The organism is Hydrobacter penzbergensis, assembly GCF_900106985.1.
GTDB lineage: Bacteria > Bacteroidota > Bacteroidia > Chitinophagales > Chitinophagaceae > Sediminibacterium > Sediminibacterium magnilacihabitans.
The window spans coordinates 1-16,615 of the sequence record NZ_FNNO01000016.1 but is presented as its reverse complement, the minus strand read 5'-3'; the positions used below and the strand labels follow the sequence as shown (position 1 = coordinate 16,615).

The window sequence follows — 16,615 nt, the reverse complement described above, 5'->3', positions numbered from 1 at the left end:
AGGTTTTGTATATGGAAGAAGAACAAGAACAACCAACATCGCCTGACCAATATCTAAAAGGCAGGGGGGCGCAGTTCAATCCGCGTAACCGTTTCCTCAAAAATGAAAGGGTGCGGGAACATATAGAAGCCATTGATGACTGGACGGAGCACAACATTGCAACGGTGTACCTGGAAGACCAGGCCAAAGGTATTGTGAATAAAGTGGAGAGTCCCGATGTAGGGATGTTCTACAGTATGAATCCTTACCAGGGCTGTGAACATGGTTGTATTTACTGTTATGCGCGCAATGCGCACGAATACTGGGGATACAGTGCGGGACTGGATTTTGAACGGAAGATCATTGTTAAAAAAAATGCGCCGCAATTGCTGCGTAAATTCCTCATGAACAAGAACTGGCAATGCGTGCCCATCAGTCTGAGTGGTAATACCGATTGTTACCAGCCGGCAGAAAAAAAATATAAGATCACCAGGCAATTGCTGGAAGTGTGCAATGAATTCAACCAGCCGGTAGGTATGATCACAAAGAATGCCGGCATATTGCGTGATAAAGACCTGTTGCAGGAGATGGCACGTAAAAGACTGGTGAGTGTATTGGTGAGTATCACTTCCTTCAATGAAGATTTACGCCGTGCCATGGAACCGCGTACAACAACTGCAAAGCAAAGGCTGCAGGTAATAAAAGAATTGAGTGATACCGGCGTACAGGCAGGCGTGATGCTGGGTCCTATGATACCTGGTTTGAATGAGCATGAAATGCAACGCATCATGGAGGCCGCCAGTCAGAATGGAGCAAAGTTCAGTGCGTATACTTTTATACGGCTCAACGGCGCCATTAAACTTATTTTTCACGACTGGCTGTATAAAAACTTTCCCGACCGTGCCGATAAAGTATGGCACCTGATAGAGAATGGTCACGGTGGACAAGTGAACGACAGCCGTTATGGCGTACGCATGCGTGGAGAAGGACCGATCTCAGATTTGGTGCGGCAACAATTCATCAAGTATAATAAATTATACAAACTCAATGCAGAGCGTTGGGAACTGGATTGTTCGCAGTTCAGGAGGCCCGGTGAGCAAGGCCGGCTATTTTGAGGGTACTGTTTTGTGGATACCCGATTTGTCTTATTTTCAATACGCACAAATCTTCATCAAACCGGTTAATACCCATCAGTATTCCTGAACCCATATTGAAACGTACCCTTTCCCTGCGAACCACCATTGCTATTGTAATAGGCGGCGTGATTGGGTCGGGTATATTTATGAAGCCGGCATTGATGGCCGCACAATTGCAATCGCCACTGTTGTTATTGAGTGTATGGATGGTAGCGGGTATTGTTACTTTGTTCGGGGCTTTGTCGAATGCGGAAGTGGCGGTGATGTTTCCGGAAACAGGCGGACAATTTGTATTCTTTCAAAAAATGTATGGTCCCCGTTTTGCCTTCCTGTATGGATGGGCTGCTTTCGCCGTATTCAATACAGCCGGCAATGCCTCCATTGCTTATGTGTTTTCTCAGTATGCCAATTATTTCATTCACTTACCCAGGTTGTCGCTTGCAACGGAGCAGGCTTATCACCTGCATATACCCGGGGTAGGAACTATTTTTCCTTTGGAGCAGATAGGAGTAAAACTGCTTACCGTGTTCATCATTGTTGTATTAACCCTGATCAATTATTTCAGTGTAGGGTATGGCAGTATGGTACAGCGTTTTTTAACGGCATTGAAAGCAGTAGCCATTGTGCTACTCATTGGTGGTATCCTGTTTTCGGGGAAAGGATCCTGGGAACACCTGGTAACTGCTACGCCACAACACCTGCAGGGATTGAATTTTATTGGTATGTACATGGCTGCAGTTGCAGGCGCTTTCTGGGCTTATGACGGATGGAACAATATCACGTTCGTAGCAGGTGAGATCAAAGAACCACAACGGAATATTCCCCGCAGTCTTTTCACCGGATTGTTTTTCTGCATTATTGTGTATGTATTGCTCAACCTGGCTTTTGTATATGTATTGCCCATTCAGCAATTGGCAAACTCCTCTTTTGTGGCGTCTGATGCCGCTTCTGTTGTTTGGGGAATGAAAGGCGGTTCCCTGATCGCTTTGTTGGTGATGTTGTTTGTATTGGGTACTACCAATGCCAATGTGCTGGCTACCGCCCGGGTTACATTTGCAACTGCTGCATCGAGCAAAAAAACAAACTGGGTCGGGAAAATACAATCGCGCTACCATACACCTGGTAATGCTTTGCTGCTGAATGCTTGCTGGACGATCATACTTATTTTCAGTGGCTCTTTTGACATGTTGACTGATATGCTCATTTTTGTGAGCTGGTTTTTCTATGGTATGAGCGCGCTGGGGGTCTTTATACTGCGGTATAAAATGAAGGATTTTCCGCGTACCTACAAAGTATGGGGTTATCCTTTTGTTCCCTTCCTGTTTGTTGTATTCGCCTTCTTTTTTCTTGCCAGTACTTTATACACAGATATCATAAATTATAGAAACGGGCATACGCAAGTGATCAATTCATTATTGGGAATATTGATCACTTGCGTTGGGATACCTCTATATTATTTTTTCAAGAACCGGAAGCCTTGAAATACTTTACTTTTATCACTCTATCTAGGAACACTCCTCGGTTGGTTTAAAATACTGTCAGCATCAATTCTGGCATTTTTTATATAATACAACAGAGAATCCCTATTACTGGTGCTTTCGAATCGTTTATACCAAATGGTATTTTTTAATACACTGTCCATTGACGGGTTATGATAACTGAATGTCTGCTGCATGTCTTTTCTTATTTCTGTTATGCCGCTTATGCTACTAGTTGTTAAAAAGTGCATAGAAATTCCCAGGATAAAAAAAACAACTTGTAAAACGATACCGACTGCTACTATATATACAGCTATTCTGAAAAGTTTGCTTTCTACTAGTTTCATACTATTTTATTTTGAAAGTGTAATTGTGTATGGAAAAGGAGTGTTGAGATTTATTGAAATCCTCCATTGTTCTGGGATAGTAGAAATAAGGCCTAATGAAGATAAACCAACAGCATAATTCATATTAAAGTAGATGGTTAGAGTATTAGTGCTCTGAAAAAAATACGAATATACATCGTCCATCGAGCCAAGCGAGTACGTCCCTATAGCCCATGAAGGAGAGATATTGATCGAGAAATTTTTTGGAATCGATAGGCTTTGCATGCTCTGGTTGATAGTAAAAGACACCGTAGCTTTAGCGTATAAGCCATTAAAAAAAACCGAACCACTAAAGTCAGTCTTAAAAGTTTTAGTTCCATCAGCATTAATTGTTACAACTGTATTTCTTCCAGAACAAGATATTAGCGACGGCATTTCAACAATTGCTGCACCACCACCACCACTCGGCGGGACAGAAGATTGATCATAATTATACGAAAAAAAGTAATCCAAACTTTGATTTAAAAGCCAATAAAGACTCCAAAAATTCATTGGTGAGCCTGAAGGTAAATATCCGGTAACTTGAACATTTGGTAATGTGCATCCTGGATCAACGACATATAACTTTTTGATTATCGGAGAAGCCGATGTTGTTTGAACCTGAGTTCCTTTTTGCGCTGTTCCTGTAACTTTTCCATCAACAACAATAAAATTATTTAGAATACTATCATTAACAGCAGTGAGTAAGATTTCACCAGAAAATTTACCTTTTGCTGAAGAAGAAGCACTTTTAAGTTCCACCCAATTATAAGATTGTTTGCCATTTAGAACGCCAAATATTAAAAATTTTCCAGATGGCTTTTTGCTGTGAATCATTAATACGACTGGCTTTCCCTTTAGCTGTGTAATTTCCACTTTATTCCAATCGAGATCATTAAAATTGTTTGAAGACATCTTTTCCTGCAAAGTCGTATATGCGACTTTTTCTAAATCAGTTTTTTGAACTACTGGTGAATTTTCCTTTGAACAGGATGCGATTAATGCCGTACAAGATATTAATACCAAATAGACAGTGTTTAATTTTTTCATACTCTTTCGGTGTTTTATGTTAGTGCTATGGCTATTATTTTGACATTCTATTTTATAAAAAATAGAAATGGCAATGAATGTGAGCTTTTAATAGAATTCTTTTTGAATCTAAGAACAGTATAAAATTGGTTAGCTCTTAGATTCACATAATTCATCCAAATTAAACTTCATTACTACTATTCAGTATGGTAAACCGTAATAGTAAAGCCTCTGATTTTTTTAGGGGGGGGTAAACTAGGGTTTTGTGAAACCCAATCAGATGAGCAGCTTAATCATATATTAAAAGTAAGGTGAATAAATAATAACTGCAATTGTATTTTCACGGAATTTTGAATGGTGTTTTCACTGGGTTTAATGGTGTTTTCAACGCAAGCACCACTCGACTATATGTGACTTTAGTACATTCAATCGAGTTGTGTTCTTCGAAAAGAATTGATAATCAGTAAAATCTGTAAATCAGGCATTTCCGCTATTTTCGCCCAAAGTATACAGTTTATGGAGGCAGTTATTACGGCCATTGGGGAGCTTTTTGAAATCGTGCAACGCAGAAAAGCAGATCGCATTGAGAAGTTACCGCAAAGCGGGAGTGACAGGATTTATTTCAGGATATATGCAGGCATGGATAGTTTTATTGCTACCTATAACCTCAATAAAAAGGAAACGCAGACATTCATTTATTTCAGCAAGCATTTCAAAAATGCAGGCCTTCCGGTTCCCCTTATCCTGGGCGTTAATGAAGACGATACCCTTTATATCCAGGAAGACCTTGGCCGTGATTCATTGCTGAATAAACTGGAACAGAACGGACATGGCGATTATGCGTATGGATTATTCCAGAAAAGTTTGTCGGCCCTCGCTAAAATGCAAATACTGGGCGACAAGGGACTGGATTACGACTGGAGCCTTACGGCCAAGGAATTTGGCAAACAAGCTATCTTAAGTGACCTGTTGTATTTCAAATACTATTTCCTAGACACCCTGCAATTGCCTTACGATAAACAAGCCATGTTGGATGATTTCGAGGCATTGAGTACTTATCTCACGCATACTGAGTATAAGTATTTTATGTTCCGCGATTTTCAGAGCCGCAACATCATTGTAAAGAACGATGAAGTGAATTTCATCGATTACCAGGGCGGAATGAAAGGAGCGCTGCAATACGATGTGGCATCTTTGTTGTGGCAGGCGAAAGCAGAACTGAGCGAAAAATGGAAAGACGATTTACTGGACTATTACATGGACCAGATCGATCAATTGCTGGAGCAGCCGGTAGACCGCGTTACTTTTGTGAGTCAGTACAACGGATATGTATTGATCCGTTTATTACAGGTGATGGGCGCTTATGGATTCAGGGGACTGTTTGAACGAAAGGCACATTTCCTGGCCAGCATTCCACTGGCACTTCGCAACCTGAAATTTTTCATAGAGAACAAACGTATCGGCATTGTAATGCCTGAGTTTACGCGGGTATTGAAACTGGTGGTAACCGATGAAATGATAGAGCGGTTTGAACCGCCACAGGCCAATGAGCAAACGCCGTTACTCATTCATATTAACAGTTTCAGCTACCGGACAGGCATACCCAACGATGAATCAGAGAACGGAGGCGGTTTCGTGTTCGATATGCGGGGAATCCTGAACCCCGGCCGGTTCGATGAATATAAAAAACTAAGCGGGAAAGACAAACCTGTACAGGATTTCCTGGAACAACGCACCAAGATGAATGAGTTCCTGAACAGCGTGTGGGATCTGGTGGATATTACAGTAGAAACCTATCTGAAACGGGATTTCAGCAGTCTGATGATCAATTTTGGTTGCACAGGCGGACAACACCGCAGTGTGTATGCTGCCGAACAAACAGCCCGGCACCTGAAGAACAAATACAAAGTAAAAGTAGTGCTCACACATACCAACCAATTGAACTGGGTACAATAAATTACGCGCGTACTATGAAAGCCATGCTATTCGCCGCAGGTCTTGGTACCCGGCTCAAACCCTGGACCGATCATCATCCCAAAGCGTTGGCGTTGGTAAATGGTAAGAGCTTGCTGCAACGTAATATTGAATACCTGCAACAGTTCGGCATCAATGAGGTGATTGTTAATGTGCATCATTTTGCAGATCAAATTATTGATGCCATTACTCAAAACGAAGGATGGGGCAGCCGGATTACTATTTCCGATGAAACAGATGCTGTGTTGGAAACGGGTGGAGGATTGAAGAAAGCAGCCTGGTACTTTGAGGCGGAAAAAGATTTTGTAGTCATGAACGTAGACATTCTCACCGATATGCGGTTGGATGATATGATACGCCGGCACGAAGCGGAACAACCCCTTGCTACACTGGCAGTATCTGGCAGGACTACTTCACGCTATTTTTTATTTGATGCTGCAAGCAGGCTCAAAGGATGGCGTAATGTGAACAGCGGCGAAGAGAAACCGGCTGGATTACAGTCTGTAAAAGACTACTCACTGTTACAGCAGAAAGCGTTCAGTGGTATTCATGTTATCAATACCGGCCTTTTCGAGGCAATGAAACAGGAAGGAAAATTCTCCATGGTAGACGTATATCTTTCATTGATGGATCATTACCCCATTCAATGTTTCGACCACAGCGGTGCGCGTTTTATTGATGTAGGAAAACCTGAAAGTATTGCGAAAGCTGAAACATGGTGCAGCTAAACCTGTATCAACTATTGGTTACACTTTGATGTAAATTTTCCGCTTATCCAACAAGTAAACAATCAGCCAATAAAACGCGATCGTTACCAATGCATATACCAGCGAGCCTACCCGCAGGTCTGAAGCGATGTCTTTGCAGATATGATTGTAAAACCAGGCGAAAGGAGAAGTATATACTTTTTTACCGGCTTCATCCAGGTGATCTACCCAACGGAACATGGCCAATACTCTTGGTAAGAACCCACTCAATACAAATATGAACAGGGGATTTTTACCAAACACATCAAAGAACCGGCTCCAGGCGCCTTTGACAGCTTTGAATTCAACGAGGTAAATGAGTGTGCCGATGGTTAACATGGCCAGTCCGGTTGTATACAGTACATAACTGCTGGTCCATATTTTTTTGTTGATGGGGAATACCATATCCCAACAGAAACCTGCAAAGATCAACACCACCCCGGCAACAAAAAGATTGCTGAGCATTTCATAGGTCTTACCTTTTTGCTGGATGTATTGTCCCACCATGAATCCCAGGATCACCTGCACAACAGGCGCCATGAGGCTGCCCAATCCTTCCGGATCAAAAGCGAGACCTTCTCCCTTGTACATGTGCGCTTCACCCAGGATGTTTTTATCGAACTGTGTACCAAAATAACCTTGCAGGCTGTAAGGATCGCCGGGAGCGCCCAGCCAGTTGCAGATGAACCAATATAATAAGAGCAATATGCCACCTGTTACAAATGCGCCTTTTGTTTTTCCGTAGAATACAATAATGGAAGCGAAGAAATAACAAAGCGCTATTCTTTGCAATACACCCAGTATACGTACGGTATCCCAACTCTTAAAAACGATATGGTCGCCATCCCATTTAACAAAGGGACTCCAATTCAGGAACAGGCCGATCAGGAATATGAGCAGGGTCCTTTTGATCACTTTCTTCCAGAAAACACCCGCGCCGGCTTGTTCAAAACGGGGCATCACGAATGCCATGGCATTACCTACTGCAAAGAGGAAAAACGGAAATACCAGGTCGGTAGGTGTACAGCCGTGCCAGGTGGCGTGCTCAAGCGGACTATAAATATGTGCCCAGCTACCGGGGTTGTTGACCAGTATCATGAGCGCCACGGTGGCTCCCCGGAATACATCGAGCGAGTAATAACGTTGATTCATGGCAGGCGGGTTGATTACCGGATGAAGATAGTAAAGGAAAATGAAAATATAGCGCCCTGATGCGGCGCCAAGCAGGGTATTTGCTTATTTTGCGCCCGTTAAGAAAGCAGTACAGATGAGCAAAAATATTATGATCACCGGTGGCGCCGGTTTTATCGGTTCACATGTGGTCAGGCTATTCGTGAACCAATACCCCCAATACCAGGTCATTAACCTAGATGCCCTTACTTATGCGGGTAATTTAGAGAACCTGAAAGACATTGAAAACAAACCCAATTACCGGTTTGTAAAAGCCAATATACTCGACAGTGAAGCGCTTGAAAAAGTTTTCGATGAATATAGTATAACCGATGTGATCCACCTGGCAGCGGAATCGCATGTGGACCGCTCCATTGTTTCCCCGCTGGATTTTGTCTATACCAATATCATCGGCACAGTGAACCTGCTTAATACAGCCCGTAAAAAATGGGCGGCCGATTATTCCAAACACCGCTTCTATCATATTTCCACTGATGAAGTATACGGTAGCCTGGGTGAGACCGGTTTCTTCACAGAAGAAACAGCTTATGATCCCCGCTCGCCCTATTCGGCCAGCAAGGCTTCTTCCGATCATTTTGTGCGGGCCTATCATGAGACTTATCACCTGCAAACGGTAGTTTCCAATTGCTCCAATAATTATGGGCCTTATCATTTTCCTGAGAAGCTGATACCATTGTTCATCAACAATATCATCAACGGAAAACCTTTGCCGGTTTATGGTGATGGGAAGTACACGCGTGACTGGCTCTATGTAAAAGATCATGCAACAGCCATCGATGCGGTGTTTCACAAAGGCGTAACCGGTGAAACCTATAATATCGGTGGATTCAATGAATGGAAGAACATCGACCTGGTGAAACTGTTGTGTAAACTGATGGATGAAAAGCTGGGCCGCAGTGCCGGAACCAGTGAGCAACTCATCACTTATGTCAAAGACCGTCCCGGTCACGACAGGCGTTATGCCATCGATGCCGGCAAGATCAATAAAGCGCTGGGCTGGAAGCCATCGGTAACATTTGAACAGGGGCTGGCCGAAACGATCGACTGGTACCTGGCCAATACAGAATGGCTAAACCATATTACCAGCGGCAATTATCAACATTATTACGAATCAATGTATAGCAACCGCTGATATGAGAGTGGAATCTACAAAACTGGAAGGCTGCTTCATCATACATGATACTGTGTTCGGTGATCAGAGAGGTTATTTCTTTGAAAGCTTCAACAAAAAAACATTCTTGCAACAAACAGGAATCGATGTAAATTTTGTGCAGGACAACCAGTCGCGCTCACAGAAAGGAGTGCTGCGCGGGTTGCATTTCCAGCATGGCGAATTTGCCCAGAGCAAACTGGTGCGTGTGTTGGAGGGAAAAGTGCTGGATATAGCGGTAGACCTGCGTAAAAAATCGCCTACCTACAGTCAGCACATCGCTGTTGAACTGTCTGGCGAGAGCCGTACTCAATTTTACGTGCCCCGTGGTTTTGCACATGGCTTTGTAGTGTTGAGTGAAACCGCAACCTTCTTCTATAAATGCGATAATTATTATAACAAAGCTTCCGAGGGAGGGATTATTTACAATGATCCCGAATTAGGCATCGACTGGGGCCTGCCGCAGGAGCAACTGTTACTGTCGGAAAAAGATACGGTATTGCCCACTTTGAAAATGATTGCAAACGAACTTAACTTTTAAACCATGAAGGGTATTATTCTCGCAGGCGGATCCGGTACACGTTTGTACCCGATCACAAAAGGCATCAGCAAACAACTGATGCCGATCTATGACAAGCCGATGATCTATTATCCTTTATCGGTTTTGATGCTGGCGGGTATCCGGGATATCCTCATCATCACTACACCGGAAGACAGTGCTCAATTCCAGCGACTGCTGGAAGACGGGTCGGAGTTGGGTTGCAAGTTCTCTTATGCTACGCAGGCCGTGCCCAACGGACTGGCGCAGGCTTTTGTGATCGGGGAGCAGTTCATCGGGAATGACAAAGTAGCGTTGATACTAGGTGATAATATTTTCTATGGAGCCGGGTTCAGTCAGTTGGTGCAGTCGTTCAACGATGTAGACGGCGCAGCTGTTTTTGCTTATGAAGTGAATGATCCCGAACGATATGGAGTGGTGGAATTCGACGAAAAACAAAATGCTATTTCGATAGAAGAAAAACCCAAGGCGCCAAAATCGAATTACGCAGTGCCGGGCCTGTATTTTTACGATAATGAAGTGGTATCCATTGCCAAAAGCATTGAACCTTCGGCGAGGGGTGAATACGAGATCACTACGGTGAACAATGAATACCTGCAACAGGGGAAGCTGAAAGTGGGTATTATGAGCCGGGGAACGGCCTGGCTCGATACAGGAACTTTTGAATCTTTGAGCGATGCCTGTGAATTTGTAAGGGTGATAGAGAAAAGGCAGAGCCAGAAAATAGGCTGTATAGAAGAAGTGGCTTACCGAATGGGATATATCAACCGGGAACAACTGACGAAACTGGCTGATAAATATGCCAAAAGCGGCTATGGGGAGTATCTGTGCAGGCTGAAAAAATAGGCTCAATGAGTGCTTGTACAAGGAATGTTAATCCCATTTATTTCCTCTTTAAATAGCGTAACTTTAGGGCAGGAATCAAACGCATCTGTTATGTCAACCATAGAGTTTAACGAGATGTTGTTGAGTAATGCTGAGTTCCTGAAGCCTTTCACCGCTACCTTGACTCATGACCAGGATGACGCCCGTGATCTTTACCAGGAAACTTTGTGCAAAGCGTTAGCCAACCAGGATAAATATCATGAGGGTACCAATATCAAAGCGTGGTTGTACACCATTATGCGCAACATCTTCATCAACCATTATCGCCGCAGGGCTAAACAGCGTACGATATTTGATCATACTCCCAATGAATTTTTACTTAACCAGGGCGCGCATGCTGTTCACAATGAGGCCCTTTCCACTATCAGCCTGAAAGAAATGCAGGCGGCGATATACAAACTCCCTGCATTGTTTCGCAATCCTTTTCTTTTATATTTTGAAGGGTATCGTTACAATGAAATCGCAAAAGCGCTCCATGAGCCGCTGGGTACCATTAAAAGCCGTATTCACTTTGCGCGTAAGTTGCTGAAGAAGCAGATCAATAGGAGTTGATGAATGTTAGATTATTCTTCTCAGAACTAACAACTCTCAACTGATAACTCTCCTTGGGTTTCTGTAATTTTAATGAATGGAACAGGTAATATTGGTTGATGAAAAGGATATTGCGTTGGGAGTGATGGAAAAGATGGAGGCACATAAAAAGGCGCTGTTGCACAGGGCATTCAGTGTTTTCATTTTTAACAGCCGTGGCGAGCTCTTGTTGCAGCAGCGATCTGTTAACAAATACCACAGCGGCGGACTCTGGACGAATACTTGTTGCAGCCATCCGCGTCCGGGTGAAGATACTTTGCAGGCAGCTACCCGGCGATTGAAAGAAGAAATGGGCTTTGATGTTCCATTGGAAAAAGCATTTACGTTTATTTATAAAACGGAATTCGTGAACGGACTCAGCGAGCATGAATTCGATCATGTATTCGTGGGTTATTATGATGGCCAGATAACCCCGAACCCCCAGGAGGCGGAAAGCTATATTTTCCAATCTTTTTCACAAGTAGCACAGTTGCTGAAAGAGGAGCCCGCCCGGTTTACCACCTGGTTCCATATTGCATTTCCCCAGATACGCAACTGGTGGAATCACCGGAATGAAATCTGAGGTTTTAAAGGCTTTCCCCTATTTTTGCGCGGTTTCCGGGCATTATTCCCAACCGGCCTCGTAGTACAATGGATAGTATAAGAGTTTCCGAAGCTCCAGATCCAGGTTCGATTCCTGGCGAGGCCACACTATTATAGGCGCGGCTATTGCAATTAATTGTAAGCCAATGATTTGTGTGGTCCGCTAAAGCAGGGTGTCAAAACTGGTGTTACTTTACGATAAATATCCAGAAGTTAAATCCCAAAGAGCTGTTCATAGCCCACATTTATCCATCCAATATTTCCAAATGATTACCATTGCCATGGTATCCAGTTCACAATATTGCAGCAGTAGCTTTATTAACTGTTGCCTTCTTTCAGTATTTGTTGTAGCCCCAAACATGATTTCATTATAAGCCCTCATCGCACCTGTACCATCTTTTACAACTTCTTCTTTTTCAAGTTCACCAATAATTGGAGCAAGCGTATCGTAGGGGTTTAATTTTGCTTCATCGGCCGGCACATATTGTTCAAACCATGGAATAGCATGTAGATAGGGATTATTATTCCAAATGGCGGGCAATACTTTTTTGATTGAGGTTTTCCCATTCATATGAGGATGAAAATAGTATTTAAGCGTTAACTCATTCATATCAACAAAACGGCCAATTCGATTTTGCTTTTTGTCTGTGGTAATACCTGTGAGCCATTCACGTAACATGTCATTTTTATAATTGTAGACATCCATTTGTTCTAAGATGCTTCGCAGTATCGTGTTTTCAAATGATGACCACATGATGGGAGTTCCAGTTGTCCCTATTACCTGCATAAGCTGTTCTGCAAAACGAAAATTCGGGAAATCATATTCACTATTGATAAATTCCGAATGCAGGGGCGCATCTCCTGGTTTTTGTATAGTATGACAGCTCCATTGAAAAGCAATAAATTCGTATGGGCGCATTCTTTTATGATATGGGATTGCGCCTGTATATGTTTCGAAATCTATAAAATGTAAAGGATATTCTAGCTTATTCAAAGCATTCTTCATTTCGCTACTAATCCACTCTGAGTTTGCCTTGGTATTTTCAAACTGTAAAAGCTGCCTTTCTCCTCTTGTGCTGTATTCCCCTTTACTGTTTTTAAATCGCTCAATATCAAGATCGAAAAAAGATACCTTTCTATTGTTAATTAATTCATTTAAATAAAATCCTTTTGAGGAGCTGCCAATGGCACCTCCGAAATACAGGTCAAAAATATGCGGACTAATATCTGAAAGTTCTTGCCAACATTCGCGATAACCATTCTTTTCTTTTACTTCTCCAATGTTGAATTCGCAACTTTTACAATTTTTACTTATAGAATAATCTTTTGGTTGGATGCCATTTTCAAGAATATTAAGATATAGATTGGTTTTGTTTACAACAAAATCCATCATTTCATTCACTTCTTTATCAACAAGCGTTAGTGTTAGTAGGTTGTCCTTTTGAAGCAGAGAAATGTATTTTCCCTTTTCAACACTGTTTTCATATTTAAATTCTACCAATGGCTTTTGAAATCGTATTACATTTTGTGCAGGTAATTCTTCTATTTCAAACTTTTCGTCGTCCATTTTGGTTATTGCAAACCATCCTGCCAATCCGTCGATATCAGTACGTTTAGCTTTGTCGGGTAATAGTAAATAGGAATGAATTTCATAATCGGGGAAAGCTTCTTTTACTGTTAATGTTTGATAAGCTACGTCTTCAATGTATTCCTCTAATTTTTTCTTTGGATTATCTTCATCATCACTGTCGTACGATTTTGATTTTACCTCAATAATATGTAATATATTCTTTTCCTTTTTTAAGATGTCGGCTCTTACAACCTTCCCATTTGATGAAAAGGTCGCCTCAAATAGCGTAATATATTCGTTGTCTTTTAATAGTTGTCTGGTAATATGAATAGCGTCCTCAATAGAGTTTCCCTTGACTTCAATGCCATCTGGGTAAAGAAGTTGTGCATACTTTGAAACAATATAACCTCCCTGTGCCAACATTTCCATGTATTCATTGGCATCGTTCATGGTAGAATACAAAGCTTTTTTATAAACCAGCTTCTTGCAACAGGATGTTGCTATTTTATAGTCAGACTTTGAAAGTGACATTGATTAGAATTTTATACCTATTCTATTTTCTTCTGTGTGTTTTTAAACGGTGCTTTAAGTACATTGCCTCTGAAGCCTTATCAAAACACGGAAGGCGACAGTGGGATGTTATTCCATGCCATTTCTGTCTACAGGTTTTAATATGGCAGCTATTAATTTTTCAAAATTTTCTTTTCCCATAGATTCTTTAAAATAAGGACTTCTTGGAGTTTTATTTGCTGTGTTTTTAAGCTCAATAAAGTTTAACTCGGGTATTTGCTTTAATTCCTTAAATTTTGAATCAAATTTATAATAGGCATCATCCCATTCTTTTTGTGTTCTGGTAAATATAATCAATGCCCCTCTGTTTATTGCTTTTGATAGTAGATGCATTGAATACGTCTGTCCTTCCAAGCCTTCAATATTTTTAAAGCGAGCAGAATGATATGGGTGTAGTTGAATAGCGAAAATTCTTTCAGATAATGTTTTATCACCAATTCTGGGGTCGTCTATCAAATCTTTCATTCTCTGGCGAATCCATTTGCCCCCTCCGGTTTCTTTGAATTCAGGATTTAAATAATAATAAGGGTATTCTTTATTTGAGTGTGTAAGATTATTTCTTATCGCTGTTACTAAGTTATCATTATTATAATCCTCTCTTTCTGCGTCTCCTCCGTTTCTTAATCCTGGATTTGTAAAAAGTATAACAACATTTGCATTGGGATTCCCAATATAAGGTTCTGGTAACAGGTCTAGATCAATAAATAGTGGGTGAGGCCCAAGGGAAGCATTATGCTCATCGATAATTTCCTTGTCTTTTTCAAAGTAATTTTGCCCTTTGAGTTCTTCCCATGGATTTTTTTGTGAATTCATATATTTATATTTTGATGTCAAAATTATTTGTTCTCACTCCGCTCTATTTAAAGTTTCAAGTCTTCATTTTACCTTATTATTTTTTAATGCCTGCTCTAACTTTTTACATAACTCCTCCCTCAAATATTTAGGGCTGATCACCTCTATAACATCTGCGTGTTGCATTAGCAGGAGTTTCAAGTCAAAATTGATTTCAATATTTAAGCTCAAAAGAGCATCGCCATTGGCATAATTTCTTTCTTTTCGTTGAGATGAATGTAATGGCTGTGTTTCAAAATATGGGACTTGCGATTTCGAAACTCGAACTTTAACTAATTCAGGACTTTTATGGTTGGTTACTGTTATGCCAATTGTACGAGAGAAATAGGTATCGGGATCAAAGCCATCTGTTGTAAAAGCTTTTTTTGATAATAAGGTTATTTGTTCAATTCTGTCGATTGCCAGTGTAATTACATCTTTCTTTCCCACTACCCGACCAATTAAGTACCAACGATTGTGGTATTCTTTCAGGAGATAAGGATAAAAATTAAAGCACTTTGCAACTCCTGTGGCAAAACGGCGATATTCAATTTTGATTTCTGTACTGGATGCAATCGCTGCAAATAACTTATTGAAATACTCTTTCATCCCCCTCTGAATGGTATGATGTTCAAATCGGATGATTTTATCGTTCCCTTCTAAACGTAATTGTACTACTGAATTAAGCCTGGCAATTGTCTCTTCAAAATCAGCCATCAAGGAAACACCATCCAATTCTTGTAGTAAAATAACCATTTTTGAAAGTTTTTCGGCTTCTTCAACTGTAAGCGCAGAATAAGAGAAATGAAATTCGCCTGAGTATAAATACTCCCCTTTCTTACATTCAATAGGTGCATCGTATTGCTCCCTTAAATATTTGATAATGCTATAAAACGTGCTATTGCTGATTCCCGTACTTCTCACTTTTCGCCTGTCAAAAGCCCCTTTTTCATCCAATTTAGTATTAATTTCTTCTATCAGTGTTTTTTTTGTCCATATTTTTTGCTTACGCTGAAGGCATTGATCAAAAATTATCACCCGTTCCATGAATGATTTATTCACTGGCATATTTCCACTTTAAATAGGTAAGAGTCTGGAAGAATAGCTTTGTTCAGTAAATATAATAAAAATGAACATATTTATGATGTGTGAAAAATACATTTCAATGTTGAAATCCATTCATAACAAAAATGAATTTACTACTGGAGAATGGGCTTCTATTTATGACCTTGAACGAGGGATATTAGCAAGATTTGGACTTCCAAACTCCTTTAAGTTATCAAGTTTTGTACAAGAGGCGGCACTTGATTCCGGCGATGTAGGAGAAGAAAGCAATCGGTTTATACAATTGCTAACTAATTGCGCTTCAGATTATTTATTGGCGCCAATACGTTCCGACAAGGAGATAATGGAGATAGGGAGGCGATGTAAAATTCCTTTCGATAATGTATTACCTTATATGGGTATTGATACTCATTCGTATTGTGTTTTTGTATACGAAGAGCTTTATTGCCAGGGGAAGATAACGGTAAAGGAAGCGATTGAAGCGTTTAAAATGTCTATGGATGATGACGATAACCTGTTAAGTAAGTTTGTACAATTTGTAGGAGAATATAATTTACAAATCAATTTCGAAATTTATTTCAGGTTGCATCAAATGCAAATCCCATTTATTGAAGCATATCTGCAACATGAAATAGATATTAGGTCTAGAAATGCTGCTGACAATAAAGACTGGCATAAGCTATTTGCAAAGGGAAAAGGATTGCCTTTCATTATTTCCATACGACATTTTTTCATTTTTAAGCTTGAGTGTTATGAGCATGGAAATGATTGTTTTCTTAATATCATCTTTGAAGGCAATAATGATCAGTGGTATGGCATTATATAATGTACCCTATATGTAGGACAGATAATGTGTTCAACTAAGATATAAAAGACCTACTAATACTACTATTACCTTTCTTTTCTTTTTTTGC

Annotated in this window: 16 protein-coding genes and 1 tRNA gene; 11 read left to right on the top strand and 6 right to left on the bottom strand. The window is 40.8% G+C overall.

Annotated features, from left to right (window positions below; translation table 11 throughout):
* The first annotated feature begins 11 nt into the window (after window positions 1–11).
* Window positions 12–1,094, top strand: a complete 1,083-nt coding sequence (locus tag BLU98_RS14595) for a PA0069 family radical SAM protein (protein WP_092726228.1) — start codon at window positions 12–14, stop codon at window positions 1,092–1,094.
* A 95-nt stretch (window positions 1,095–1,189) separates the two neighbouring features.
* Window positions 1,190–2,596, top strand: coding sequence for an APC family permease (locus tag BLU98_RS14590; RefSeq protein ID WP_257575014.1), 1,407 nt, complete (start codon window positions 1,190–1,192; stop codon window positions 2,594–2,596).
* 20 nt (window positions 2,597–2,616) lie between these two features.
* Here BLU98_RS14590 and BLU98_RS14585 read toward each other — a convergent pair whose 3' ends face one another.
* On the bottom strand, window positions 2,617–2,940 hold the full coding sequence (locus tag BLU98_RS14585; RefSeq protein ID WP_092726077.1) for a hypothetical protein: 324 nt from the start codon (window positions 2,938–2,940) through the stop codon (window positions 2,617–2,619).
* A gap of 6 nt (window positions 2,941–2,946) precedes the next feature.
* A complete protein-coding gene (locus tag BLU98_RS14580) occupies window positions 2,947–4,008 on the bottom strand; it encodes a hypothetical protein (protein ID WP_092726074.1) in 1,062 nt (353 codons plus the stop codon).
* Between the two features lie 495 nt (window positions 4,009–4,503).
* Here BLU98_RS14580 and BLU98_RS14575 point away from each other — a divergent pair, with 495 nt between their 5' ends.
* Window positions 4,504–5,943 carry a RapZ C-terminal domain-containing protein gene (locus BLU98_RS14575; RefSeq protein WP_092726070.1) on the top strand — a complete coding sequence of 480 codons (1,440 nt, stop codon included), beginning with the start codon at window positions 4,504–4,506 and terminating at the stop codon, window positions 5,941–5,943.
* A 14-nt stretch (window positions 5,944–5,957) separates the two neighbouring features.
* Window positions 5,958–6,689 (top strand): nucleotidyltransferase family protein, encoded by a 732-nt coding sequence (locus BLU98_RS14570; RefSeq protein ID WP_092726066.1) that lies wholly within the window; start codon window positions 5,958–5,960, stop codon window positions 6,687–6,689.
* A gap of 18 nt (window positions 6,690–6,707) precedes the next feature.
* On the opposite strand, the gene BLU98_RS14565 is transcribed toward BLU98_RS14570, so the two are convergent.
* Complete coding sequence (locus BLU98_RS14565; protein ID WP_092726062.1) at window positions 6,708–7,859, bottom strand: acyltransferase family protein; 1,152 nt, start codon at window positions 7,857–7,859, stop codon at window positions 6,708–6,710.
* 115 nt (window positions 7,860–7,974) lie between these two features.
* On the opposite strand from BLU98_RS14565, the gene rfbB reads away from it, so the two are divergent.
* The 6 genes from rfbB to BLU98_RS14535 all read left to right on the top strand — a co-directional run bounded on the left by rfbB (window position 7,975) and on the right by BLU98_RS14535 (window position 11,771).
* Window positions 7,975–9,030, top strand: coding sequence for a dTDP-glucose 4,6-dehydratase (rfbB, locus tag BLU98_RS14560; RefSeq protein ID WP_092726060.1), 1,056 nt, complete (start codon window positions 7,975–7,977; stop codon window positions 9,028–9,030).
* Between the two features lies 1 nt (window position 9,031).
* A complete protein-coding gene (rfbC, locus tag BLU98_RS14555) occupies window positions 9,032–9,589 on the top strand; it encodes a dTDP-4-dehydrorhamnose 3,5-epimerase (protein ID WP_092726058.1) in 558 nt (185 codons plus the stop codon).
* Between the two features lie 3 nt (window positions 9,590–9,592).
* Complete coding sequence (gene rfbA, locus BLU98_RS14550) at window positions 9,593–10,453, top strand: glucose-1-phosphate thymidylyltransferase RfbA (RefSeq protein WP_092726054.1); 861 nt, start codon at window positions 9,593–9,595, stop codon at window positions 10,451–10,453.
* A 24-nt stretch (window positions 10,454–10,477) separates the two neighbouring features.
* Entirely contained in the window at window positions 10,478–11,044 is a 567-nt protein-coding gene (locus BLU98_RS14545) for an RNA polymerase sigma factor (RefSeq protein WP_092726053.1), read from the top strand.
* Between the two features lie 76 nt (window positions 11,045–11,120).
* Complete coding sequence (gene idi, locus BLU98_RS14540; RefSeq protein ID WP_092726051.1) at window positions 11,121–11,645, top strand: isopentenyl-diphosphate Delta-isomerase; 525 nt, start codon at window positions 11,121–11,123, stop codon at window positions 11,643–11,645.
* Between the two features lie 54 nt (window positions 11,646–11,699).
* A tRNA-Arg gene (locus tag BLU98_RS14535) sits at window positions 11,700–11,771 on the top strand.
* A gap of 126 nt (window positions 11,772–11,897) precedes the next feature.
* Here the strand turns inward: BLU98_RS14535 and BLU98_RS14530 are convergent.
* The 3 genes from BLU98_RS14530 to BLU98_RS14520 all read right to left on the bottom strand — a co-directional run bounded on the left by BLU98_RS14530 (window position 11,898) and on the right by BLU98_RS14520 (window position 15,704).
* Window positions 11,898–13,766 carry a DUF2779 domain-containing protein gene (locus tag BLU98_RS14530; protein WP_092726047.1) on the bottom strand — a complete coding sequence of 623 codons (1,869 nt, stop codon included), beginning with the start codon at window positions 13,764–13,766 and terminating at the stop codon, window positions 11,898–11,900.
* A gap of 108 nt (window positions 13,767–13,874) precedes the next feature.
* Complete coding sequence (locus BLU98_RS14525) at window positions 13,875–14,618, bottom strand: hypothetical protein (RefSeq protein ID WP_092726044.1); 744 nt, start codon at window positions 14,616–14,618, stop codon at window positions 13,875–13,877.
* Window positions 14,619–14,681: 63 nt separating this feature from the next.
* Window positions 14,682–15,704, bottom strand: a complete 1,023-nt coding sequence (locus BLU98_RS14520; protein ID WP_092726040.1) for a helix-turn-helix transcriptional regulator — start codon at window positions 15,702–15,704, stop codon at window positions 14,682–14,684.
* A 97-nt stretch (window positions 15,705–15,801) separates the two neighbouring features.
* Between BLU98_RS14520 and BLU98_RS14515 the strand changes: the two genes are divergently transcribed.
* Window positions 15,802–16,527: a hypothetical protein gene (locus BLU98_RS14515; protein ID WP_257575013.1), complete on the top strand. Its 726-nt coding sequence runs from the start codon at window positions 15,802–15,804 to the stop codon at window positions 16,525–16,527.
* The last annotated feature ends 88 nt before the right edge of the window (window positions 16,528–16,615 follow it).

Excerpts from the sequence above, each read along its gene's own strand:
- BLU98_RS14595 (WP_092726228.1), top strand. The coding sequence starts at position 12 with ATGGAAGAAGAACAAGAACAACCAACATCGCCTGACCAATATCTAAAA.
- BLU98_RS14585 (WP_092726077.1), bottom strand. The coding sequence starts at position 2,940 with ATGAAACTAGTAGAAAGCAAACTTTTCAGAATAGCTGTATATATAGTA.
- BLU98_RS14580 (WP_092726074.1), bottom strand. The coding sequence starts at position 4,008 with ATGAAAAAATTAAACACTGTCTATTTGGTATTAATATCTTGTACGGCA.
- BLU98_RS14575 (WP_092726070.1), top strand. The coding sequence starts at position 4,504 with ATGGAGGCAGTTATTACGGCCATTGGGGAGCTTTTTGAAATCGTGCAA.
- BLU98_RS14570 (WP_092726066.1), top strand. The coding sequence starts at position 5,958 with ATGAAAGCCATGCTATTCGCCGCAGGTCTTGGTACCCGGCTCAAACCC.
- BLU98_RS14565 (WP_092726062.1), bottom strand. The coding sequence starts at position 7,859 with ATGAATCAACGTTATTACTCGCTCGATGTATTCCGGGGAGCCACCGTG.
- rfbB (WP_092726060.1), top strand. The coding sequence starts at position 7,975 with ATGAGCAAAAATATTATGATCACCGGTGGCGCCGGTTTTATCGGTTCA.
- rfbC (WP_092726058.1), top strand. The coding sequence starts at position 9,032 with ATGAGAGTGGAATCTACAAAACTGGAAGGCTGCTTCATCATACATGAT.
- rfbA (WP_092726054.1), top strand. The coding sequence starts at position 9,593 with ATGAAGGGTATTATTCTCGCAGGCGGATCCGGTACACGTTTGTACCCG.
- BLU98_RS14545 (WP_092726053.1), top strand. The coding sequence starts at position 10,478 with ATGTTAATCCCATTTATTTCCTCTTTAAATAGCGTAACTTTAGGGCAG.
- idi (WP_092726051.1), top strand. The coding sequence starts at position 11,121 with ATGGAACAGGTAATATTGGTTGATGAAAAGGATATTGCGTTGGGAGTG.
- BLU98_RS14530 (WP_092726047.1), bottom strand. The coding sequence starts at position 13,766 with ATGTCACTTTCAAAGTCTGACTATAAAATAGCAACATCCTGTTGCAAG.
- BLU98_RS14525 (WP_092726044.1), bottom strand. The coding sequence starts at position 14,618 with ATGAATTCACAAAAAAATCCATGGGAAGAACTCAAAGGGCAAAATTAC.
- BLU98_RS14520 (WP_092726040.1), bottom strand. The coding sequence starts at position 15,704 with ATGCCAGTGAATAAATCATTCATGGAACGGGTGATAATTTTTGATCAA.
- BLU98_RS14515 (WP_257575013.1), top strand. The coding sequence starts at position 15,802 with ATGTTGAAATCCATTCATAACAAAAATGAATTTACTACTGGAGAATGG.